Source organism: Pandoraea communis (assembly GCF_902459745.1).
In the GTDB taxonomy this organism is placed as follows: Bacteria; Pseudomonadota; Gammaproteobacteria; order Burkholderiales; family Burkholderiaceae; genus Pandoraea; species Pandoraea communis.
Map to the genome: position 1 here is coordinate 92,277 of NZ_CABPSJ010000002.1, position 22,280 is coordinate 114,556.

Sequence of the window (22,280 nt, forward strand, 5' to 3'; positions counted from 1 at the left end):
GGTTTATGTTTGAGAGGCGGAAAGGGGCCCCCGGTCCGTCTGGGGAAGGCATCCCGTCAGAGCTTCACAGCGCCGCCACGCCATTAAAAGACATAGCATGAACAATACCCCGACGCTCGACTGGACCGAAGACGGCCGCCCCGTCACTGCCCGTTGGCGTTCAGAAGCGGGAGTTACCCCACCGCGCCGCGTCGAAGTTGTCGACGATACGATCACGGCTGACGATGCGTACCATCTGGCGTGTGGTGGAACGGCGTTGCTATATCGCGGCGACTATCAGAATGCACGGCAATTGATGCAGGCGATGGCGCGTCGGGCTGACCGTCCGCCGCATCGTCCACGTCGCAAAGCGGCGGTGAAGGATACGCAGACCGGCGTCAATCCGGCTGAAGCCTTTCACAAGCACCGCATGGCGCAGGCCCAGCGGGCGAGAATCTTGGGGATGGTGCTCATTCCGCTGGATGCTGACTACGGCATTCCGTTGCGTCGAGCGCCGGACGTTCGAGAGGCGTGCACGGAAGTCTGGGGGGTACCGGACGGTGCACCGTCGGTGGCATCGTTGCGAGAGATTCTGGGATTGGTCGGTGCGCACGAGTGGCGCAAGAAGGGGGTGACGATTCCGGCGTTGGGTGCATCGATTCACCCGTGGTATGGCGTATTTTCGCCGGTTCGCGGCGAGTATTTGCAGTTGATCGAGCAGGCGCCGTTGCCGTCCACGTCGTTGGCGTTTGACGTTGGCACGGGAACGGGTGTCGTCGCGGCGTTGCTGGCACGTCGTGGGGTGCAGCAGGTTGTCGGGACGGATCGCGATCCGCGAGCATTGGCGTGTGCGCGCGAGAATATCTCGCGACTAGGCTACGAGCGTTCGGTGAAGATCGTGGATGCCGATTTGTTCCCTGAGGGCAAGGCGCCGTTGATCGTCTGCAACCCGCCGTGGTTGCCGGCCAAGGCGAATGCGCCCATCGAGCATGCCATTTACGATCCGGAGAGCCAGATGCTCAAGGGTTTCCTGAACGGCTTGGTGGCCCATCTGAGTCCGGGCGGCGAAGGCTGGCTGATTCTGTCGGATCTCGCGGAACATCTGGGTTTGCGCACCCGAGAGACGTTGTTGTCGTGGATCCACGGGGCGGGTCTGGTCGTGCTCGCGCGTCACGACGTGCGGCCGCATCATCCGAAGGCGGGCGATGCCAACGACCCGCTGCATGCTGCAAGACGTGCCGAAGTCACCTCGCTGTGGCGTCTGGGCGTTCGCCCGGCCTGACCCCGCTGACGCCGACACCAGACCGAGAAGACGAGCGATACCCGGCGGCGGCACAGCCGTCGGGGCGCGCCGTCAGCGCAGGGCCCGAAGGTAGGCTGCCGCGCCATCTCCCGCCGCGCAGGCGCTGGCGAAGCATGCGGTAAGCAGATACCCGCCGGTTGGCGCTTCCCAATCCAGCATCTCTCCTGCGCAGAACACCCCCGGCAGTGCCTTCACCATCAAATGCGCGTCCAGTGCGTCGAGCGCGACGCCGCCGGCGGAGCTGATAACCTCGGCAATCGGCCGTGTGCGTAGCAGCGTCAACGGCAACCGCTTGATCCCGGCCGCAAGCGCCGCCGGATCGTTGAACGTCTCGCGCGGCAGGCACTCGCGCAGTAGCGCTGCCTTAACCCCCGCGATTCCCAGACGGCTTTGCAGATGGCTCGCCATCGAGCGTGATCCGCGCGGGCGCGCTACCTCCTCGGCCACGCGCTGCTCACGCCAATCCGGCAAAAGATCCAGATAGATTTGCGTGCTGCCATTGGCGCGGATCGCATCGCGAATCGGTGCACACAGCGCGTACACCAGACTGCCCTCGATGCCATGCGTCGAAATCACGAACTCGCCTTGCCGCGTCGTGCCGTCAGGCAGCGTCATCGTCACGGACTTCACCGGGTGCCCCGCGAAACGCTCGCGCAGATGCGGCGTCCAGTCCGTCTCGAAGCCCGCGTTGGCAGGCAGAAGCGGCGCGACGCCGACCCCGTGATCCTGCAACCAGGGTACCCAGGCGGCGTCCGACCCCAACTGCGGCCAACTGGCACCGCCCAACGTGAGTACCACCGCCTTTGCCCGTACCCTGCGCTCACCGCCCGGCGTTGCGAACCGCAGGTCGTCCGGACCGGCAGCCGCCTGTGCCTCCCAGCCCAGCCAGCGATGACGGACATGCAGCCTGACACCGGCCGCACGTAACCGCGTGAGCCAGGCACGCAACAGTGGCGCCGCTTTCATGTCGACGGGGAAAACACGTCCTGATGTGCCAACGAACGTATCGATGCCCAGCCGATGCGCCCACGAGCGCACGTCGTCCGCGCTGAAACGGCGCAGCCATCGGGCGACGACGTCCGCTCGTTTGCCGTAGCGGGCCACGAATGGCGCTGCGGGCTCGCTGTGCGTGAGATTCATACCGCCCTTGCCCGCCATCAGAAACTTGCGACCGACCGACGGCATGGCATCGTACACATCGACACGCCATCCTGCCGCCGACAACACTTCTGCCGCCATCAGACCGGCGGGACCCGCTCCGATCACGGCGACATCGATGGTCTCGGCCGCACCAAAGGTCGAGGCGTCGGACGGTGAGGGAGAAAGACTGGATGGGGGCATGCTTGGGAATGTTGTTGCGCCATAACGGCTGTCGCACAACGCCCGTCATCGAAGGCAGACGCGGCGGCGAAGGCCGTTATTGTCCCACATCGGTCTCGCACGGACACTCGGAGGAGGCTCGATTCCGTCCCGACATCCCTGTAAATCGCAACAGGAGGTATGCCGGGCATGGCAGATATTTGCCGCTTTGGCGTTACAATCGCTCCCCGCATTTTTATTTCACCCTGCCGCCCGGTCACCTTTGCGCATTCGCGTCATCGTGCGCCGTACGGGGCCGTCACCCTGGAGCCGCGCATGCCGTCATCCGATCCAGCGTCGATAGGACGCACCGCTTACGCAAGTTTCGCCGAACGCTACGCCGAGATTGCCGTCACCAAGCCGCACAACGCCCTGTACGAACGCCCCGCCACGCGCGCCCTGCTTGGCGACACCGCCGACCTGCAAGTCCTAGACGCCGGCTGCGGCCCCGGCATCAACAGCGCCTGGCTCGCCGGACAAGGGGCGACGGTGCACGGCATCGATGTCACCCCCGAAATGATCGTGCTGGCCCGCAAACGCTGCGAAGGGCTAGCTGCGAGGTTCGACGTGCAAGACCTCGGTGAAACCTTCGCGACACTGACCGACAATCGCTTCGACGCCATCGTCAGCGCCCTCGCGCTCGACTACGTTGAAGACCTTGGGCCGACATTTCTCGAATTCGCGCGGGTCGCCAAACCCGGCGCGACGCTGGTCTGGTCGATGGGGCATCCGATGCGCGACTGGATGGACGAGCGTACGCGGCGCAACAGCACCTACTTCGAGACCACGCGTTTCGGCATGTACTGGAGCGGCTTCGGGGAGCCGAAGCCGTATGTGGAGTCCTACCGGCGCCCGCTGGCGGGCATTCTGAATGCCGCCGCCGAGGCAGGCTGGCAGATCGAACGCATGGTCGAACCGCTGCCGTTGCCGGAGATGAAGGCCGTCGACCGCCGGCTGTACGACGAATTGTCGCAAGCGCCTGCCTTCATGTGCGTGCGGGCACGCCTCGCCCCACCGGCACGCTGAAGCGGCCGGCCGATGCCCTCATCGACACGCTTATCGACGTGTCACGACTTCTCACGCTCGCCCCACGGAATCAGCATGGTAGCCGTGCATGTCGCACCGATCAGCACGGCTGCCACGCCGTAGCGGGAGACCTCCGGCAGGTTGAACAGCAGACCGTGGATCGTGGCGAAAATGCCTCCCAGCGTCACGAACGCGGCGATGGAGGCAATGAAGACGCGGATATCGGAGCACATACGTCACCTCACAACGAGGTCACGCACGTTGCGAAGCGATTCAGGCAGGGAAATCGACGGGGCCGGCGGCTTTTCCAGCCGGGGCCGCGTGACTCTCGGGTGACTTCGGCGGCGTCCCTCAATTCTCAGTGTAGGACGCCGCACACCAAACGGTTGGCGCGACTCAGGACTTTGACTTGGTCTCGCCCTCTTCGTCTCGCGGCCACGGCGTGAGCATCACGACGATGAAGAGAATGCCAAACAGCACAGTAGCCACTCCCCAGTGCATGACGTAGGTCTTGTCATAAAGCAAGCCGTGGATGGTGGCAAACGCCCCGGCCAACGTCATGAAGGCCGCGATCGAGGCGATGACAACGCGAAATTCCGAGCCCATGGCGACTCCTTCTAGTTTTCGGCAATGGTGCCGCTGTTGTGTAACTTCTTTTGCGGCAACGCTAGTCTACGCCGATCCCTACGGCTCGCCTATTGAGTCGTATGCCTAAACAGTCCGAAATTTGACGCCCATCAAGTCCAGCACGCGAAAGTATTACCCCGATGAGAATGAGCGGACTAACGACGCGACGCCTGACGCCGGGTCTCCCGCACCCAGCGGAAGTGCCCGCTGCGCAGCAGGACGGGGCCCGCGAGCCCCATTGCCAGGTATTCACGCGTGAGCGCATGGATATGACTGCGCCCATGTTCGAAGGCGTGCAACAGATCGTCTGCGCGGGCAGAGTGGGCGCCGAAGTGATCCTCCAGCGCTTCAGCCGACACTGCGCAATCGAACGGCCGGCCATTGACGACAACCGCGAATTCGATCGTCAGATCTTCGTAGTTGAACACGGGACGGTGATCCGGAAACTCAATTTGCATGGCGACACCCCCGGGGTTACGAAAGGACGCGATCGACGTGTCGGCCGACACGTTCCATCCAGCATAGTGCATCGCAGGACAATTCGTGAATCGCGTCGCTTATCGGTTCGTCATTCGCGATTGGCGAAGGTTCAGCATCGCAAACCATCAAATAAATTACATCAACAAAAAATCGTAATTTACTGATTAAAAAAGAATATTATCGGACATCACTTTTTCTTTCATTCAAAAACGTCACGAACCCGGCGACAAACGCGGCCAGTTGCTGGCGCACGGCGTCGTCCTGAAGATTACCGTCGGTATCGATGGCCTTATTCGCGTGCGACACCATCAGACGGCCTTGCCACCAAGGGGTGGTCTGTAGCGTGCGCAGTACGGGCAACCAGGCGTTCTGACTGAGAATCGTGCCGAAACCACCGGGCGACGCGCCCATGATGGCGACCGGCTTATTCTGGAACACTCGCGCACTATCGGCAGGCGGCCGCGATAGCCAATCGAGCGCGTTCTTGAACACGCCGGGCATGCCGTTGTTGTACTCGGGCGTTGCCAGCAACAAACCATCCGCGTTTGCGATGGCGTCTTTCAGGGCGGCGACCGCGTCCGGAATGCCCTCACTCGCTTCGACGTCGCCGTCGTAAAGCGGAATGCCATGCAATGTGCGCACGTCGAGCGTCACGCCTGCAGGCGCCACCGCCTTCGCTGCAACCAGCAATGCCGTGTTGTACGAGCCCTTGCGCAGGCTGCCGGACAAACCAATGATCGTCGTCATCGAATCGACTCCTTTCGTTACGGATAGAAAATGACCGCCACACAGCGCCGTTGCCCGGCGCCCGCTGGCGGGTTGCGCTCAAACGTCGCGCTGGAACGGGTAAAGGCTACCCAGGTCAAGTAACTGTGTGAGTTCGTCGAGGGCGGTACGGCATTCGTCGAGCAATGCCGGATCGGCCAGATCGCTCACCGACAGCCGGTCACGATAATGGCGCGTCACCCAGCCGGTGAGCGCCGCATAACGCGCATCGTCGATCCACAGCCCGGCATGCGTGGCCTTGCGCTCCGCTTCGGTCAGCACCACCCGCAGCCGCAGACACGCGGGGCCGCCGCCATTGCGCATGCTCTCGCGCAGATCGAACACCTGTAGCTCACAAATCGGTCCGCCGTCAGCCACCAGCGATTCGAGGTAACGCCATACCGCAGGACGTTCGCGACACTCCTGCGGGACCACCAGACGCATGCCACCGCCCGACTCCGCGGTTCGGGCAAGCAACTGGCTATTGAAAAGGTAGCTGCCGACGGTGTCCTCGATCGAGACGTCCGCAGCAGACACCTCGATCACCTCCAGTTGAGTGCCTCTGGCGGCCAGACGATCGCGCAGCGTTGCCAGCACGGCCGCCTGATCGACAAACGCCAGTGCGTGGCAAAACAGCACGTTGCCATTGCCCACGGCGATCACGTCGTTATGGAAAACGCCTGCATCGATCGCGTCGGGATGCTGCTGGGCAAACACCACGTCATCGTCGGCCAGTCCGTGCAGACGGGCAATCGCCTGACTCGCCTGCAACGTCTGACGGGCAGGAAACCGGCGCGGCGCCACGCTGCTCGCAAGGTCGTCCCGTCCGTAGACGAAGAACTCGACGCCCCGCTCACCGTATGCGCCGCAAAACCGCGTGTGATTTGCCGCGCCCTCGTCCCCCAAGGACGGCCAGCCCGGCAACGCGTTGTGATGCGCGAACTGCGCCTCATCGGGGAATGCGGCACGCAGCACGCGCGACGTGGTGTCGTGCTCGATAGCGCGGTGCAACTTGCTGCACAGATTCGCTGCCGTGAAATGCACCCGGCCGTCAGCGGTATCTGCCGACGGGCTGACAGTGGCAGCGTTGGCCGTCCACATGCTCGCCGCCGAACAGGCCGCACCGAGCACTGCCGGCGCGGTGCGGGCCGCCTCGCGGATGACCGCGTGGTCGTTGCCGGAAAACCCAAGCGTGCGCAGCAACGCGACCGACGGACGCTCTTGCGGGGGCAAAACGCCCTGTGCGTAGCCGAGATCGGCCAGCGCCTTCATCTTCGCAAGGCCCTGGAGCGCAGCCTCGCGAGGGTTTGATACGCGATTGGCGTTGTTCGCCGAGGCAACGTTGCCGAACGACAAACCCGCATAGTTGTGAGTGGGGCCGACCAATCCGTCAAAGTTGGCTTCCAAGGCAAAACGCGTCATGTCAGTTCCTGAGAAAGCAGAATACAAATCCGGTCGATACCACCGTCAGGGCGCGCCAAAGTCCAGTCCGGGGCTGAGGTGTTCGGGCATTGCCACACGCTCGCTTTCCATCGACGCGATCGGGTACGCACAGTAATCCGCCGCATACCACGCGCTAGGCCGGTGATTGCCGGACTCACCGATACCGCCGAACGGCGCTGCGCCCGCGGCCCCCGTCGTCGGCCGGTTCCAATTAACGACGCCCGCACGGATCTGGGCAAGAAACTGCTCGTAGCGCGCCGGATCGTCGCAGAGCAACCCGGCGGCCAGTCCGTAGCGCGTACGATTGGCGAGCGCGATGGCCTCGTCGAAAGTGTCGTAGCGCAGCACTTGCAGCAACGGGCCGAAATACTCGTCGTCAGGCAGTGCGTCGCGCGCGGCAATCGCCGTCACGTCGAGCAGCCCTGGCGTCAGCAACGCGGACCGGCCGTCCGGTTGAGTAAGCGGCAGGATGACGCGGGCACCGAGCGCCATGAGATCGGCTTGCGCGGCGGTCATGCGGCGCGCCGCCTGCAACGACACGACCGCGCCCATGAACGGCTGCGGCTCGGCGTCGTAACGTCCCACGCTGATGCGTTGCGTCACGAACGTCAACCGGTCGATGAAGGCATCGCCTTGCGGCCCGCGCGGCACTAGCAAGCGCCGCGCACAGGTGCATCGCTGCCCCGCCGAAAGAAAGGCGGACTGGATCGTCACATGCACGGCGGCATCGATGTCGGCGGGGGCATCGACAATCAGCGGATTGTTGCCGCCCATCTCCAGCGCGAGGATCTTGCCCGGCCGCCCGGCGAACTGCTGATGCAGCACACGGCCAGTGGCGGAGCTGCCGGTAAAGCACAACCCGTCGATATCGTCGTGCGCTGCGAGCACCGCCCCGGTGTCGCGCCCGCCCTGCACGAGATTCAGCACGCCCGGCGGCAGGCCCGCTTCGATCCAGCATTGAAGGGTGCGCTCGGCTACCCCGGGCGCAAGTTCGCTCGGTTTGAAAACAACGGTATTGCCTGCGAGCAAAGCGGGAACGATATGCCCATTGGGCAAATGACCAGGGAAGTTGTAGGGCCCGAAGACAGCCATCACGCCGTGCGCCCGGTGGCGAACGACGTTTTGCCCGTCCGCCATCGCGTTGCGCCGCTCGCCGGTGCGCTCCAGATACGCTTTGGCTGAATTCGCGACCTTGGCGGACATCGTCGCCACTTCGGTACGCGCTTCCCACAAGGGCTTGCCGGTCTCCCTGCCAATAGCGTCGGCGAGCGTTTCGGTTTTCTCGGTCACGATGGCCGCGAACCGCTGCAACACTGCCAGACGCTCATCGACACTTCGCCGCGCCCAATCCCGCTGCGCGCGACGGGCAGCCTGTACTGCGGCGTCGACATCGGTCGCGTCAGCCGCGCCGCCCTTCCACACAATCTCGCCCGACATGGGATCGAGCGAGCGGAATTCTGCACCTTTAGCGGTGCGCCAGACACCTTCGATGTACAGATCAGTCATGAACGGCAATCCCGGAGGCCACGCCCGATGGAATGGCGTGCGATGCGGATCATGATGACACGGATTCGGCAGACGGAACAATGCGCTTGCGTCCAACGCCGCGGCAGACCCGCGTAAACAGGGCGTTGCAGGGCATTGGCGAAGCCATGTGACGGTCACACGAACGACACGCATAAAATACGAATCTGCGTTTTTGGAGATCTCTCATCATGACCGACGCCAATCGTTCGGCCCTGCGCCACTGGCTAAGCGATGTGCGCGAATCGCGCGACACTCACCACGACGAAGGCATCGATCCGTGCGGTGTCCGCTGGCAACGGCACGCTGAAGGCGTGCTCGAACTCACGCCGGCCGACGCGAACGACACCACCGACAAGGCTGGGACGTCACAAGGCGGCCGCTTCGACGCCGTCCTGTCCTGTGGCATTCACGGCGACGAAACCGCCCCCATCGAAATCGTCGACGGCATTCTGCGTGACATCGCCGACGCTCGCCTGACGTTGCGCGAGCGGGTGCTCGTGATTCTCGGCAACCCGGACGCCGTGCGTGCCGGCAAGCGATACCTCGAATACGACCTGAATCGTCTGTTCCAGGGCGCCCACGCGAAACGTGCCGAGTCCCCCGCAGTGCAGCGCGCCCGCGAACTCGAAGTGATCGTGGCGCAGTTCTTCGCGGGGGTGGACGGCGTGCGCCGCAAGCGCCGGCATGTCGATATGCACACCGCGATTCGCGCATCGCTCTTTTCGCGCTTTGCGGTCGTACCCGGCACCCCGCAGCACCCACCGAGCGACGACTGGATCGATACGCTCGCCGCCGCCGACATCGAGGCAGTGATGCGCACCGAACAGCCGTCCGTCACGTTTTCGTATTACACATGTGCACGATTTGGCGCCGAGAGCTGCACGCTCGAACTCGGCAAGGTGGCGCCGTTCGGGCAGAACCGTCTGGCGGACTTCGCGGGCATCGACGCCGCGCTGCGACGCTGGCTCTGCGGCGGCGAGATGGGGCTGCGCGAGGATGGCAAGGTCCTGCATGCGCAACGCTTTCGCGTGGCTGCCGAAATCGTGCGCCGCACGGACGCTTTCGTTCTCGACGTTCCTGCCGATACGCCAAATTTCACACCCTACGCCGCAGGCACCGTGTTGGCACGTGACGGTGAGAACACTTACACGGTGTCGCACCCCGAAGAGCGCATTGTGTTTCCCAACCCCAACGTCGAGAACGGCTTGCGTGCCGGGGTGATGGTGGTGCCCGACGCCTGATCGGTGACACACGATGCGCAATGCCCAACGTGCAGGACGTTGGGTATCCGCTGAATCGGTGGCGGCAGGCGCGGCGCCACTACGCAGCATCGCGAATTAACGACTTCAAACGGCTGTCCAAGCGTGGTCGCAGCGAACGGATGCGCGTAGCATCGCCCGCTTCATTTCGCCTTTTCACGACCGCGGCCCGGCACCTCGCTGTCGGCCGAGTCCCGCTATCGACGCCATGCCCTACGGATGCTTCCCTTGCTTGCCCTCCCGTAACCCCACCAGCGTTACCCCTTCAGCACACGAATCGGAGCGACATGAACCCGTGACGCCACTTGCCGAGGACTTCGCCCGCGCTCAGCAAGCGGCGGCTCAGGCCAGTGTGACGGCTAACGCGTTGCCATGGCTATCGGCACAGGCGCAGGCTCGCGGCGGCGGTGCGCTCCGGGAGCCAGCGGCACTTGCGCCGGTATTCGCCGGTCGCCGATCATCCGCCCCCGCCGCTCCGTCTTCGCGGACCTCGACGGTCGAACCCCCTGTCTTCGCCATCGATATGTTCACGGGCTACGGCGCCGATCGCGCGCGGCGCATTTTCGATGCGCTTTGGCAGGACGTCGCCGTACCGGCGCTGCGTGCCATGGGAACGGCACCCGCATCGGACCGATGGCAAGACGCCCTTGAACAGCTCAGACAGGGATGGACTGACGACACCCTGCAAGCCCCCGTCAATTCAGCGGCGCACTCGTGGCATGACACATTGCACACACACCTGCACAGACATGCCCGGATGCTGGCGCATCACGGATTCGACGTGGCGGACGTGACCGATCGCCTCGAGGCGCTGTTGCGCGAACAACGGCCCGGCTTCTCGTGGCGCTCGTTCCATATCGGCACGCTGCGCGATGCCATGCCCTTCGCCGTCGGCTCCACCCTCGTCTCGCTTCTCGCGGAATCGACGGACCCCACCCGCTCGCAGGCGTGGCTATGGCCGCCATTGGCCGCGCTGGGCGTCGTTCTGATCAACTTGCTGGGCATGGCCGGCTTCAACGCCACTCAAGTGCGGCACCAGAACCAGATCGTACGCACGACGCCGGCGCCGGGACTGGAAGGCTTGAGCGCGATCCTCGCCACGCCCTACCGCGCGGCTTTTGCGCAGGTGCTCGGTTTTGTCTTGTGCTACGGGGTTCTGCGCAATGGGGCCCGCTACGGCATCGAACGTGTCGTGTCCCGCTTCGCACCGGGCATTTTCACGCGGCGCTTCGGCGACACGCTGCACGCGGCCCTTGAGGTTCCGCTGGCACCGATTCCGGGCCTCCTGCTGCTCCCCGTCATCCATCAGTTGGGGATGACGCGGCACAGTGCGGGCCTGCAAGTCCTCACGCAAAACAACTTCGCGGAACTGATCGAAGCCGTGGGACGCGAGCCTGCTCCCGTCGGTCGGCGAACGAGCGTCAGCGCGTTCTTTTGCGATTTCTCCGCCATGCTTCAATCCACCCCGCCCAGACTCATCTGGTTTGCGCTGACGCTTACGTTCTACTATCTCGCGTGGATGGGCGATTATGCGGCTCACGCCCACGGCAACGCCGACGACGCGCCGTTTGCCGACGACTACGACGCTCGCAATGTGACGCTACCCACATCCGCCCCTCACTCCCCGACGGCGGCAGAGGAAGCCCATGTTTTCGCGGTCCTTGACGTCCTGTACGGTGTCATCGGCCTCATATTCTCGATAAGCCAGACTGCCGCACAACGCGAAGACATTCGCACTGCGCACGAACGGCGCGCACCGCAACAGAAGATCAGTACCAGCACGGTCATCACCGTTGCCGACTCGGGCGTATCGTCGGGAAATTCGTCCCCATCGCACCTCGACAGTCCAGGCAGCCCGGGCACTGACGAGGTGAACAACAACACGACGATGGGAACGTCGTTCACCTTTCCCGAAACGCGTTCGGCAGGCGCCGCCGCGCTGGCGGCCTCCGGTCGCCGTGCCGACGATGCGCCGCGCTCCCCCTCCCGGCCGACCGGTGCCCGGCGGCACGGCACGACGACGGTACCCGATGCGCTTTGCCGGCCGAGGGACCTCCCATGGTGGCGTAGCCTCCCGCCGGATCGGGCCGACGACGACACAGAGCAATCGACGCCGCTGTAAGGTACCGGCGGCGCGACGCACTTGCCGTGCCCGCCACGGCATGGCATCGTGTTTCCCTCGCACACCCACCGTGTGCGGACATGTACTGCCGGACGCGTGGCGACACGCGTCTGCCCCCTCTGTCTGCCGGAGCACCCATGCTTTCCACGACCCCGAGCGAACTCGCCCGTAACCTGCTGATCATCCTCGTCCTCAGTGCGCTGATGATCGGTACGCTATGGGTGCTGCTCCCCTTTCTGCCGGCATTTATCTGGGCAGTCACGATCGTCGCCTCCACCTGGCCATTGCTTGTCGGCCTGCAACGGCGTCTGTGGGGCAAACGATGGCTTGCCACCACGGTCATGATCCTCGGCATGCTGGTGATCGTTGTCGCCCCGTTGTCTGCCGCCATCGGCACGCTGATCGGACACGCATCCGACATTAGCAATCAGGTGCATTCGTTCGGGCAACGCGGCCTGCCGATGCCGCCCGACTGGCTCTCCCGCATCCCGGTGATCGGTCAACGCGCCAGCGACGAGTGGCAGGCACTGGCGGCCGCCGGTCCCGGCGGTCTCGTCGCCAAGATTCAGCCCTATGCCGTCAAGGCCGCTTCCTGGGGATTCTCGAAGCTGGGCTCCGTCGGTCTGCTCGTGGTTCACCTCGCGCTCACGCTGATCATCTCCGGCATTCTCTTCATGCAAGGCGAGCGCGCGGCGCGGGCGCTGATTCGCATAGCAAGACGCCTCGGCGGCGATCGCGGAGAGGAATCGGTACGGCTTGCGGGCATGTCGATTCGTGCGGTGGCGCTCGGCATTGTGGTCACGGCGGTGACGCAGTCGCTGCTCGGCGGCCTGGGACTCTGGCTGACGGGCGTGCCGTTATCGGGCTTCCTGACGGCCCTGATGCTGGTGCTGTGTATTGCGCAGATTGGCCCGTTCCCCGTGCTGCTCTCGAGCGTTGCATGGCTTTACTGGCAGGACAGCCCGACACTCGCCACGCTGCTGCTGGTGCTGTCGGTATTCATTGGCATGCTGGATAACGTGATGCGTCCGATACTCATCCGCCGTGGCGCTGATTTGCCGATGACGTTGATTCTCGCGGGTGTGCTCGGCGGGATGCTGACGTTCGGCATCGTCGGCCTGTTTGTCGGCCCTGTGATTCTTGCAGTGACCTACACGTTGCTGAGCGCATGGATCAATGAAGGGCTGAGTCGTCCCCCGATGGCACCCAACGGGGCCCCATCGGCAGCGCCCGCCGCGCCGGATGCGCCACCGCCCGTCGATTCCCCGGTGAAGGTATCGGCAACGCCTGAGGACAAACGGGCTTGATCCCCGCGTTGCGTGACACGGCGCTGTCACGCAAACCGGACACATTTTTCGGACGGCTTCACCTGTCGCTCGCCGCCGCCGCATGGCTAAATATCTCCCGTAACCACGCGATTCCGGGAGATATCAAATGCCACACGCCGCATCCGCCCATCCGCCCCTGGCCCCCGCACGGCGCTCGCTGCGCGTGCCGCGCCGCGCCCGTCTTGGCGATCCGCCCCTGTTACGCCGGGTCGGCAATGAACTCGCCTACACCCCCACGCGCTGCCGCGTTACCGCCAGCCTGATGGTCCGCCGCACCGATCCCTGGTGGCAGCGCTTTCCGTCATCGTGCCCGAGCGACCATGGCAAGCACGAGACAATGCCGGACCCGCAAATGACAAACGCGCCGGCCGGGGAACCGGCGCGACGCGTTGTGCGCGCTTGAGTCGGTGCTTCCCAGCGTAAGCCGGGACACCGCGCCGACCGGCGCTTATCGCGCCTTCGCCGGCAGAATCTTGCCCGAGACTTCACCGAAACCGACACGGTAGCCGTCGCCCTGACACCAGCCCGCCATCGAGACGGTGTCGCCATCCTCGATGAACGTACGTTTCGCCCCGCTGGAGAGCGTGATCGGGTTCTTGCCGTTCCAGGTCAGCTCAAGCAGGCTGCCAAACGAGTCCGGCGTCGGGCCGCTGATCGTGCCGGAGCCCATCAGGTCGCCAACGCGCACATTGCAGCCCGAGACCGTATGGTGAGCGAGTTGCTGGGCCATGCTCCAGTACATGTGGCGGAAATTGGTACGGCAGATGGACGTCGGCTGCGCGTCGCCATCGGCTTGCAGAAAGACTTCCAGTTGGATGTCGAAGGCGTGCTTGCCTTGCTGTTGCAGGTACGACAGCGGTTGCGGGTCTTGCTCCGGACCGGCAACGCGGAACGGCTCGAGGGCTTCCATCGTCACGATCCACGGTGAGATGGACGTGCCGAACGTCTTCGCGTTGAACGGACCGAGCGGCACGTATTCCCACTGCTGCAGATCGCGGGCCGACCAGTCGTTGAGCACCACCATCCCGAAGATGGCCGCTTCGGCGGCATCCACGCTCAGGGACTCGCCCAGCGATGTGTCGCGACCGACGATGAAGCCGGTTTCAAGTTCGAAGTCGAGCTTGCGGCAGCCGTCGAAAATCGGACGCGGCTGGTCGGGCAACTTGATCTGTCCGTTAGGACGATGAATCGGCGTGCCGCTCACCACCACCGAGCTGGCGCGGCCGTTATAGCCGATGGGGATTTCCAGCCAGTTCGGCAGAAGCGCGTTGGCCGGATCACGAAACATCGAGCCCACGTTGGTCGCGTGTTCTTTCGACGAATAGAAATCGGTGTAACCCGGCACCTGCACGGGCAAGTGCAGCGTGGCATCCGCCAGCGGCACGAGCGCTTGAGCACGCAGCGAAGCGTTATCGCGCAGTGCGCCGTCGCCATCCGCCGCAAGAAGTGACGTCAGTCGAGCACGCGTGGCACGCCAGGCAGCACTCCCCAGCGACACGAACGCGTTGATGGAGGGCTGAGCAAAGACAGGCGTCTCGGCGGCCTTGAGCACACCGGCGGCTTCGAGCGCCGCCAGATCGAGCACCTGGTCGCCAATGGCGACACCAACGCGCGGTGCAGGTTTCGACGCGGTGCTGAACACGCCATATGGCAGGTTTTGCAACGGGAAGTCCGTCACACCGGTGTTGGCGGACGCGACCCAGCTTTGCGGGAGTGCAGACATGTGGAATTCCTTGTTCGAGGTAACGCGTCGGCCGGCCCTGCGCATCGGGTGCGCGGGGCCGGCCGTTTCGGAAATCAGTGAAATCGTGGCGCGATGGCCGCTTACTTCCGGTTCGGATTGAAGTGCTTCTTCAGACCTTGCCAGCAAGTGTAGTAGTTGTCCTGCAATTGCTTGGTCTCCAGCGCGAAGCGCGTCGGACGAATGACCGCAGGCGTCTCGAACATGAAGGCCATCGTCGCGTCGACCTTATGCGGCTTGCTCGTGTCGGCCGCAGAGGCTTTCTCGAACGTGTCCGCATCGGGACCATGCCCCGACATGCAGTTGTGCAGACTCGCGCCGCCCGGCACGAAACCCTCGGCCTTGGCGTCGTACACGCCGTGAATGAGGCCCATGAACTCACTGGCGATATTGCGGTGGAACCATGGCGGACGGAACGAATTTTCCATCGCCAGCCAACGCGGCGGGAAGATCACGAAGTCAATGTCGTCCACGCCCGGCGCATTGCTCTGCGATTGCAACACCAGGAAGATCGACGGATCCGGATGGTCGTAACTGATCGATCCGATCGTGTTGAAGCGGCGCAGATCGTACTTGTACGGCGCGTAGTTGCCGTGCCACGCCACGATGTCCAGAGGCGAGTGACCGATATCGGCGCGCCACAACGCACCAGCGAATTTCGCCACCAGTTCAAAATCGCCTTCGACATCCTCATAGGCCGCAACCGGTGTGAGGAAGTCGCGCGGATTCGCAAGGCCGTTCGAGCCAATAGGGCCCAGATCCGGCAGACGGAACAACGCGCCATAGTTCTCGCAGACGTAGCCACGCGCGCAACCATCGAGCAGCGTGACACGGAAGCGCACGCCACGCGGCAGCACGACGATTTCATAGGGCTCAACGTCAAGCACGCCGAATTCCGTCGCGATGCGCAAACGCCCTTCCTGAGGCACGATCAGCAGTTCGCCGTCGGCGTCGTAGAAAAAGCGGCCTTCCATCGACTTGTTGGCTGCGTACAGATGAATGCCGCAACCACGCGCGGCGTCCGGGCTGCCGTTGCCCGCCATCGTGACCATCCCGTCGACGAAATCCGTTGGCACATCCGGCATCGGCAGCGGGTCCCAACGCATCTGGTTCGGCGGCGTGGGCACGTCGTCGAAACGGCTCAGCCAACGCGACTGCTCGACGGCGGTAAACGGCTTGTGCATGGCGGCGGGACGAATGCGATACACCCACGAGCGGCGGTTATGCCCGCGCGGTGCCGTGAACGCCGTACCCGAGAGTTGTTCCGCATAGAGGCCGTACGGCGCACGTTGCGGCGAGTTCTGCCCGATAGGCAGCGCGCCGGGCAACGCCTCGGTCGCGAACTCGTTGGCAAAACCGGACAGATAGCCCAATTCCCCCTGAATTTGGTCTGCTTGGCGCATGAATGGCCTCGTCTCCTGATTTCGAATGGAATCATTGTCCGACAAGCGACCACATTTTGCGATATAAATAGACAAATCTACTATATTCACAATACAAATAATACCGCCGCCTCATGATTTCCTTACGCGACGTCGATTTGAACCTGCTGGTCGTCTTTCATGCTGTGCTCACGCATCGGAGCATTTCTCAAGCGGCGCGGGAGTTGGGCTTGTCCCAACCTGCCGTGAGTAACGGATTGGCCCGCCTGCGGCAAACGTTCGAAGACGAACTATTCACGCGCACCGGCACGGGGATGCAACCTACACCCTTTGCCGAGGCGCTTGCAGAGCCGGTGTCTGCTGCCCTTGCCGGCATTTCCCGGGCAATCAATCACCGCGAGGCGTTCGATCCTGCAAGCAGTCAGCGCGAATTTACGTTGGCCATGACGGATGTCGGGGAGGTGTACTTCATGCCCGTGCTCGTCGATCTTTGCACGCGGCTGGCCCCCGGTGTACGTCTCAACACGGTGCGCGCAACGCTACCCGACCTGAAGGAGGCGATGGCAGCGGGACGCATTGACCTTGCGGTGGGGGCTTTCGACGATCTCACTGGGCCATTCTTTCAGCGCCGGCTGTTCAATCAGCAATATGTGAGCATGTTCCGCATCGGACATGCGCTCGACATGCCCCATGCCGGACTGGCCGAGTTTCAGGCGGCACGCCACCTGTTTGTTGCCACCGGCGACAACCCATATGCGCGCGTCAATCAACTGCTCGCGCAGGCGGGCTTCGGCGCTGACGCGAACTTCTGGGTCCCCCACTTCATCGCTGTGCCGTATATCGTGAGCGCCAATGATCTGGTGGTCACCGTGCCGCAGAAGTTTGCCGAACGCGCGGCCGCACCGTTCGGGCTGCGGTTCGTCACCCCGCCGCTTCGCCTCCCCGCGCTGCAAACGAATGTGTTCTGGCACCGGCGCTATCACCAGGACGCCGGGAACCAATGGCTGCGCCAGTTGATATCGGAACATTTCGTCGAGTAGCGAGGGGAAGCGGCTGCCCCCGCGATCAGGCGTCGCTAACGATGGCCTGCCCTTGGGAGCGCAGCCAGTCATTCCACGCAGCGTCGAGCGCGTCGAACGCGGCTTCCATCTGTCCCGCAGATGCCTGGGGCGCCAGATGCTCCACCTGCGCCGCGAGCGATGCCAGCGGACTCAGGCCGAATGCCATGAACCCGCCGCGCAATCGATGCGCCGAGTGACGCAACGTCTCGCGCGACTGTTCGGCAAGCGCAGCCCGGCAATTCGCGATGTCCTGATCTGCAATCTTGACGAACGTATCGAACATCTCCGGAAGCGGTAAATGCCAGTCCTTCGTCGACGCCGTTTCGGGCAATGCCTTGGACGCGCCTTCAATCAGATGCGATGACGCAGGTAGCGGCGCGATTTCGATGCAAAGCGACGGATATCGGGTTCGGACCAGTTCAATGACACGCAACAGCGAACGCGCATCGACAGGCTTGTAGACGACGGCATCGAACGGGGAATTCGCCTCGCGGTCGTGACGCAACGTGACATCGGCCGTCGCCACCACCACCGGCACATGAGGGGCATGTGCCTTGATTTCCGTCGCCAGCGCATGCCCGGAGAGATGCGGCATGTTGGCGTCGGTGATTACCAGCATGTGCGATTCCGCGTCGAACGCCTCCAACGCCTCACGCGGATCGTGGTAACAATCGACCATCGCCCCGAGCCCTTCCAACTGGCGCGACAGCAACATACCGCTGATCGGATGATCGTCCGCCACGAGCACGTACCAACCCGCCAGCGGTTTGACACGCGTACGCGCACTCGCCGTTGCCGGAAGTTCGCTCTCACCATGCCCCGCCGACGGCACTGTACCAAGGGCGTCCCAAAGTTCCGCCTGCTGGAACAATGCAATGTCGCGGGGCCAGGCGGACGTGCTGCCGGCCAAGCGATCGACGGGGGTCGCACGCAGCAGATAGACCTCTGCCCCCGCCATGCCGCGTACCGGCCACTCATCGGCGAACATGAGCAAGCCAGCATCCTGCACGCGACCGCTACCGGAGGACCATGCCACGGCGTCGTCATACCTGACAGGCTCGTAGCCGGCCCGGCGGATCAGCGCGTCGAGGTACCAATGACGGCGAGCCAGCGCGCTGACATAGGCGAACGTCTCTCCCGTCGGGAAAGCCAACGTTGACTCGCTTTCCGGTGTCCAGGGCAGATGAAGCGAGAAGCGCATCGTGGTGCCCGCCCCCGCCTGACTCTCGACCTGCAATACCCCGCCGAGCATACCGACGAACTGGTGCGAAATCGCCAGTCCCAGCCCGGTGCCATGCTGCATGCCTGTCTCATTGGTGCTCTTGCCGAATGGCCGGAACAAGTCGGCCAGGTCGGCCGCCGCAATCCCCACACCGCTATCGCTCACCGTAAAGACCACGTCGCAGCCCTGCGTGTCAACGTGCGTGACCATCGCACTGAAGGCAACGTGGCCTTTCTCAGTGAACTTGATGGCGTTGCCGACGAGATTCGTCACAACTTGCCCCAGTCGCAGGGCGTCGGTATGCACTGCACGAGCGAGTTGCGGGTCGATCATCCAGTCGAGCGTGAGTCCCTGCAATCGCGCACGCCCCGTGAACGACAGGCCAACCGCTTCAAGTTCCTTGAGGAGTGAGCAATCGCGGGAATTCAACTCGAAACGACCCACCTGAATCCGCGAATAGTCGAGCAGATCGTTGATGAGATCGAGCAGATTACGCGTCGAGCTTTCCATCACATCAACGTAATAGCGATGTTCGTCGCCCAGATTCTGGGCGCTCAACAGTTCGATCGACGCCAGAGTTCCATACAGCGGCGTACGCATTTCGTGGCTTACCGTCGTCAGGAAGACATCCTTGGCACGGTTGGCATTCTCGGCAGCAAGGCGCGCCTTGCGTTGCTCAAGCTCAAAGCGCCGTTGCTCGGTGACATCGGACAGCGTGCAGATCAGCACCGGCTGCTCGCGAAAGACCGTATCAACGAGGCTCACCGCATAGTGGCGCTCGCCGGCGTCATCGAGCGCACTCAGCAAGCGCCGCACCGGACGCACAACCACGCCGCTGTGCAATTGCCGGTACATACGTGCCAACTCGCCGTCGCCCAATTGCCGTAGCAGATCGACAGTGCCGGCGTACGCCGGATTGCTCATGACCACGGCCGGCTCGAACGGATCGATGATCGCCATGCCGACGGGCGCCGTCTCGATCAGCGTTTGCGTGAAGGCGTCCCGCTCAAGAATTGCCGTCGTACGCCGACTTGCAGGTTCGATAATGCGCTGACGCATGTAGCGCATTCCCGCGAAGATCCCGGCCGCATAGAGAAGCAGCAGCAACGTGGCGCCGATCAATAGCGAGGCACTTTGCTGCAGCAGGTCGATCGGCCGTACGGCATAGCGCACGTACCACGGGGACGAAGCGAGATGGCGCTCGAAGACCACGCGCTCGCCGTCGTAGCGCAAGACCATTTGCGCATCGCCAAACATCGGCAATGTCACGAGGGTACGCAGATGCCCCAATGGTGAGAGCGGCGCACCGGCGCTCGCCACGACGAAACCGTCGGGCGACACCAGTTGGAGTGCTTCGCCCGTGTGCTCCAACGTTCGCAGGCGAGGGGGGATGATCCTGTCGGGCGCCATGCTGGTGCCGACATAGAGCATGAGATGTCCATCGAGATCGCGGATCGGCACGAAGCTCGAAACGACTGTCGAGTGCGTGATGAGATTTTCGTAGTTGTAGGTCCAGAACGGCCCCTCATTGCCGGCGTGCACGCGCGCCGCGTAACGCTCGACCTTGTTGATCTCGGAGAGCATCGTCTGCGCGTCTTGCGCGAGACCTTCAGCGCTGATGGACGGCATGTCGGTGGCCGTCCGATACGCGGCAAAAGCGCCGTCCGCAGAGAGGATGAAGGTTTCGTCCTGGCCGCCGAGTGCGCTCCAGAAATTGGCGTCGAGATTCATGAGCCGGAGCGAGAGTCGCGCCAATACCTCGGCACGCTCGGGTGGGATATTCGCCAATTTGACGATCTGGAATTCGTCGTCCCATCCTGCGCCGGAAACACGCTTTGCGGTGCCGACAGGCATCGCGAGGAGCGGCTTCAGAATTCGATCGGTGAGCGATTCCGTAACGCCACCGGGGCGAACCGAACTCGCCAGCGTGGCTTGCGCCATGGTGCTGGCCTGCTCGTTGAAAATCTCGACGTCGCGAACCTCATGGCCAACGGTCGAAAAAAAGGCCGACGTCTTCTGGGCACCTTGCCAGACCATGCCGAACAACCCGTAGGAAACTGCCGCAGCCCAGACAGACAAGCCGAAAAGCAATGCCAACAGGCCGCCGCTACGGAGCAGGCGGCCGGCAATCGCGATGTCACGCGTCATCGTTCTGTCGGTCATAGGCTCCGGCGTCCGGTATCGAGATGAATTCAGGCAGCACTCGGCGCTTCGACTTCGCCGTCGCGCGAAAACTGTACGGGGCTCGATACGTGGAGTTTGAACAACTCCATGTCGGTGCGGCAACCGAGCTTGCTCATCGCCATCCGCTTCTGATTATTGATGGTCTTGGCGGAACGCTTGAGTGCGTCGGCAATCTGCGACACGTTCAGGCCGTCCAGATACATACGCAATACTTCCATTTCCTTCGGAGACAGCGGACGGCGCGCCGTCGGTTTGCGGCGCATCTGCTCTTCGAGAATCTGTTCGGCCCGCCCGCCGCGATAGCTCATGCCGCGTCGGCAACGCTCCACGCACACGGTGATTTCGCGCAGATCGTCGGACTTGGTCATCACCCCCAGCACGCCACAACTGTCGAGCGCGTGGATGATGGCCGGTTGTTCGATCGACGTGAACACGATGATCTTTACGTCCGGATATTTGCGGCGCACGCGGTTGATCATGACCAGACCGTCACCGAAGGTGCCGCCAGGCATGCAGTAGTCGGTAATCAGCACATCGACCGAATTGGTCTCCAGTGCCTTGAAGAGTTCCGTCGAGTTGGTAACGGGGGGCAGCACGTGAAAGCCGGGGTCCGGCGAGAGCATTTCACGCAGCGTGGAGGCGATGATCGGGTGATCATCCGCGATAAGAATTTTTACCATCATTTTGCAGAATCCTTTTAAAAGAAGTCAGCCGTGGGCGCGCGCGATCCTTCGCCGTGTCTACGCGTCATGGCTTCCCAAAAGAGGAATGTGCGTCGAGTCGACACACGCGTTGGTCAAGAAAGCGTGACCTCGTTTGTTACTGTGCGACCTTTGCAGGACCTGACGATCCGACACATCGCCGTCTGCACCACGCGCTCCGGGTCGATCCACCGGCGCCGATCGTTACCCCGCGACCTCAGCCGCTCTTGGGTTGTCTACCGTCGTCCACGCAGAGCACGTCTTATGTCCCGTGAGTCGCGAGGTTCCCTCGCCGATGACCGGTTTGACGCAGTAACGAATACGCACACCGCGCAACCCTGCCGACGGCATCATTTCGCGGGCTCGTCCAACAACACGAATGCGTGTCGGCCCGGACGCCGCTTCCCAAAGATGCACCGTACCGGTCTCGGGCCAATCCGCCATCCATCGATACGTCCCACTGACTACGCGGCCGACTTGCGGCGTGCCGCTCATCGCGACCGCCGCCGCCACCGGCCGCATACGCACTTCGACTTCACGCGGCGGCGTCACCGTTTGTGCAGCCTCGGCGAGCGACGCACCGGTATTTTCCGACGCGTTCGCCACACCCGATGCCGCCACCGTCGCCTTGTACTCGCTACACCCCGTGAGCAAGGCGATTGCAACAGCACCGCTCAGGTTTGCCAGAGTGACGCCGGCACGCCGCCCCGTGACTTGCCTGACGCTCAGGCAACGGCATAAGAAAGACGGAAGAGAGTCAACGTGTGTCGT

General features: G+C 63.3%; 19 protein-coding genes. 7 read left to right on the plus strand and 12 right to left on the minus strand.

Going from position 1 to position 22,280, the window contains the following annotated elements; all coding sequences use genetic code 11:
* Positions 1–97: 97 nt before the first annotated feature.
* Entirely contained in the window at positions 98–1,261 is a 1,164-nt protein-coding gene (locus PCO31110_RS06790) for a methyltransferase (RefSeq protein WP_150689978.1), read from the plus strand.
* 72 nt (positions 1,262–1,333) lie between these two features.
* Here PCO31110_RS06790 and PCO31110_RS06795 read toward each other — a convergent pair whose 3' ends face one another.
* The gene (locus PCO31110_RS06795; RefSeq protein WP_281350613.1) at positions 1,334–2,623 is read right to left on the minus strand and encodes a TIGR03862 family flavoprotein; all 1,290 of its coding nucleotides are present in this window, start codon (positions 2,621–2,623) and stop codon (positions 1,334–1,336) included.
* 294 nt (positions 2,624–2,917) lie between these two features.
* Between PCO31110_RS06795 and PCO31110_RS06800 the strand changes: the two genes are divergently transcribed.
* On the plus strand, positions 2,918–3,667 hold the full coding sequence (locus PCO31110_RS06800; RefSeq protein WP_150689979.1) for a class I SAM-dependent methyltransferase: 750 nt from the start codon (positions 2,918–2,920) through the stop codon (positions 3,665–3,667).
* A 41-nt stretch (positions 3,668–3,708) separates the two neighbouring features.
* On the opposite strand, the gene PCO31110_RS06805 is transcribed toward PCO31110_RS06800, so the two are convergent.
* From PCO31110_RS06805 to astD, 6 genes are all read right to left on the minus strand, one after another.
* A complete protein-coding gene (locus PCO31110_RS06805; RefSeq protein ID WP_150585457.1) occupies positions 3,709–3,900 on the minus strand; it encodes a DUF2964 family protein in 192 nt (63 codons plus the stop codon).
* 163 nt (positions 3,901–4,063) lie between these two features.
* Complete coding sequence (locus PCO31110_RS06810) at positions 4,064–4,273, minus strand: DUF2964 family protein (RefSeq protein WP_010808002.1); 210 nt, start codon at positions 4,271–4,273, stop codon at positions 4,064–4,066.
* 176 nt (positions 4,274–4,449) lie between these two features.
* Complete coding sequence (locus PCO31110_RS06815) at positions 4,450–4,752, minus strand: DUF1488 family protein (RefSeq protein WP_051126231.1); 303 nt, start codon at positions 4,750–4,752, stop codon at positions 4,450–4,452.
* 199 nt (positions 4,753–4,951) lie between these two features.
* Positions 4,952–5,521 carry an NADPH-dependent FMN reductase gene (locus PCO31110_RS06820; RefSeq protein ID WP_010808004.1) on the minus strand — a complete coding sequence of 190 codons (570 nt, stop codon included), beginning with the start codon at positions 5,519–5,521 and terminating at the stop codon, positions 4,952–4,954.
* Positions 5,522–5,599: 78 nt separating this feature from the next.
* Positions 5,600–6,961 carry an N-succinylarginine dihydrolase gene (gene astB, locus PCO31110_RS06825; protein ID WP_150689980.1) on the minus strand — a complete coding sequence of 454 codons (1,362 nt, stop codon included), beginning with the start codon at positions 6,959–6,961 and terminating at the stop codon, positions 5,600–5,602.
* Between the two features lie 45 nt (positions 6,962–7,006).
* Positions 7,007–8,488: a succinylglutamate-semialdehyde dehydrogenase gene (astD, locus tag PCO31110_RS06830; protein ID WP_150689981.1), complete on the minus strand. Its 1,482-nt coding sequence runs from the start codon at positions 8,486–8,488 to the stop codon at positions 7,007–7,009.
* Between the two features lie 209 nt (positions 8,489–8,697).
* Between astD and astE the strand changes: the two genes are divergently transcribed.
* The 4 genes from astE (at position 8,698) to PCO31110_RS06850 (ending at position 13,621) form a co-directional block, all read left to right on the plus strand.
* Positions 8,698–9,750 carry a succinylglutamate desuccinylase gene (astE, locus tag PCO31110_RS06835; protein ID WP_010808007.1) on the plus strand — a complete coding sequence of 351 codons (1,053 nt, stop codon included), beginning with the start codon at positions 8,698–8,700 and terminating at the stop codon, positions 9,748–9,750.
* A 313-nt stretch (positions 9,751–10,063) separates the two neighbouring features.
* Positions 10,064–11,890: a hypothetical protein gene (locus tag PCO31110_RS06840; RefSeq protein WP_150689982.1), complete on the plus strand. Its 1,827-nt coding sequence runs from the start codon at positions 10,064–10,066 to the stop codon at positions 11,888–11,890.
* A gap of 137 nt (positions 11,891–12,027) precedes the next feature.
* Positions 12,028–13,197 (plus strand): AI-2E family transporter YdiK, encoded by a 1,170-nt coding sequence (gene ydiK, locus PCO31110_RS06845; protein WP_246189764.1) that lies wholly within the window; start codon positions 12,028–12,030, stop codon positions 13,195–13,197.
* A gap of 127 nt (positions 13,198–13,324) precedes the next feature.
* The gene (locus PCO31110_RS06850) at positions 13,325–13,621 is read left to right on the plus strand and encodes a hypothetical protein (protein WP_150689983.1); all 297 of its coding nucleotides are present in this window, start codon (positions 13,325–13,327) and stop codon (positions 13,619–13,621) included.
* A gap of 45 nt (positions 13,622–13,666) precedes the next feature.
* On the opposite strand, the gene fahA is transcribed toward PCO31110_RS06850, so the two are convergent.
* Positions 13,667–14,941 carry a fumarylacetoacetase gene (gene fahA / locus PCO31110_RS06855; RefSeq protein ID WP_010808010.1) on the minus strand — a complete coding sequence of 425 codons (1,275 nt, stop codon included), beginning with the start codon at positions 14,939–14,941 and terminating at the stop codon, positions 13,667–13,669.
* A 101-nt stretch (positions 14,942–15,042) separates the two neighbouring features.
* Positions 15,043–16,362 carry a homogentisate 1,2-dioxygenase gene (gene hmgA, locus PCO31110_RS06860; RefSeq protein ID WP_150689984.1) on the minus strand — a complete coding sequence of 440 codons (1,320 nt, stop codon included), beginning with the start codon at positions 16,360–16,362 and terminating at the stop codon, positions 15,043–15,045.
* 113 nt (positions 16,363–16,475) lie between these two features.
* On the opposite strand from hmgA, the gene PCO31110_RS06865 reads away from it, so the two are divergent.
* Complete coding sequence (locus tag PCO31110_RS06865) at positions 16,476–17,381, plus strand: LysR family transcriptional regulator (protein WP_010808012.1); 906 nt, start codon at positions 16,476–16,478, stop codon at positions 17,379–17,381.
* Between the two features lie 25 nt (positions 17,382–17,406).
* On the opposite strand, the gene PCO31110_RS06870 is transcribed toward PCO31110_RS06865, so the two are convergent.
* The 3 genes from PCO31110_RS06870 to PCO31110_RS06880 form a co-directional block, all read right to left on the minus strand.
* On the minus strand, positions 17,407–20,772 hold the full coding sequence (locus PCO31110_RS06870) for an ATP-binding protein (RefSeq protein ID WP_036662447.1): 3,366 nt from the start codon (positions 20,770–20,772) through the stop codon (positions 17,407–17,409).
* A 44-nt stretch (positions 20,773–20,816) separates the two neighbouring features.
* Entirely contained in the window at positions 20,817–21,491 is a 675-nt protein-coding gene (locus PCO31110_RS06875; RefSeq protein WP_010808014.1) for a response regulator, read from the minus strand.
* 222 nt (positions 21,492–21,713) lie between these two features.
* Complete coding sequence (locus tag PCO31110_RS06880) at positions 21,714–22,163, minus strand: hypothetical protein (RefSeq protein WP_150689985.1); 450 nt, start codon at positions 22,161–22,163, stop codon at positions 21,714–21,716.
* Positions 22,164–22,280: the final 117 nt, after the last annotated feature.

Excerpts from the sequence above, each read along its gene's own strand:
- PCO31110_RS06795 (WP_281350613.1), bottom strand. The coding sequence starts at position 2,623 with ATGCCCCCATCCAGTCTTTCTCCCTCACCGTCCGACGCCTCGACCTTT.
- PCO31110_RS06805 (WP_150585457.1), bottom strand. The coding sequence starts at position 3,900 with ATGTGCTCCGATATCCGCGTCTTCATTGCCTCCATCGCCGCGTTCGTG.
- PCO31110_RS06800 (WP_150689979.1), top strand. The coding sequence starts at position 2,918 with ATGCCGTCATCCGATCCAGCGTCGATAGGACGCACCGCTTACGCAAGT.
- PCO31110_RS06875 (WP_010808014.1), bottom strand. The coding sequence starts at position 21,491 with ATGATGGTAAAAATTCTTATCGCGGATGATCACCCGATCATCGCCTCC.
- astD (WP_150689981.1), bottom strand. The coding sequence starts at position 8,488 with ATGACTGATCTGTACATCGAAGGTGTCTGGCGCACCGCTAAAGGTGCA.
- ydiK (WP_246189764.1), top strand. The coding sequence starts at position 12,028 with ATGCTTTCCACGACCCCGAGCGAACTCGCCCGTAACCTGCTGATCATC.
- PCO31110_RS06850 (WP_150689983.1), top strand. The coding sequence starts at position 13,325 with ATGCCACACGCCGCATCCGCCCATCCGCCCCTGGCCCCCGCACGGCGC.
- PCO31110_RS06790 (WP_150689978.1), top strand. The coding sequence starts at position 98 with ATGAACAATACCCCGACGCTCGACTGGACCGAAGACGGCCGCCCCGTC.
- hmgA (WP_150689984.1), bottom strand. The coding sequence starts at position 16,362 with ATGCGCCAAGCAGACCAAATTCAGGGGGAATTGGGCTATCTGTCCGGT.
- fahA (WP_010808010.1), bottom strand. The coding sequence starts at position 14,941 with ATGTCTGCACTCCCGCAAAGCTGGGTCGCGTCCGCCAACACCGGTGTG.
- PCO31110_RS06820 (WP_010808004.1), bottom strand. The coding sequence starts at position 5,521 with ATGACGACGATCATTGGTTTGTCCGGCAGCCTGCGCAAGGGCTCGTAC.
- astE (WP_010808007.1), top strand. The coding sequence starts at position 8,698 with ATGACCGACGCCAATCGTTCGGCCCTGCGCCACTGGCTAAGCGATGTG.
- PCO31110_RS06815 (WP_051126231.1), bottom strand. The coding sequence starts at position 4,752 with ATGCAAATTGAGTTTCCGGATCACCGTCCCGTGTTCAACTACGAAGAT.
- PCO31110_RS06870 (WP_036662447.1), bottom strand. The coding sequence starts at position 20,772 with ATGACGCGTGACATCGCGATTGCCGGCCGCCTGCTCCGTAGCGGCGGC.
- PCO31110_RS06865 (WP_010808012.1), top strand. The coding sequence starts at position 16,476 with ATGATTTCCTTACGCGACGTCGATTTGAACCTGCTGGTCGTCTTTCAT.
- astB (WP_150689980.1), bottom strand. The coding sequence starts at position 6,961 with ATGACGCGTTTTGCCTTGGAAGCCAACTTTGACGGATTGGTCGGCCCC.
- PCO31110_RS06810 (WP_010808002.1), bottom strand. The coding sequence starts at position 4,273 with ATGGGCTCGGAATTTCGCGTTGTCATCGCCTCGATCGCGGCCTTCATG.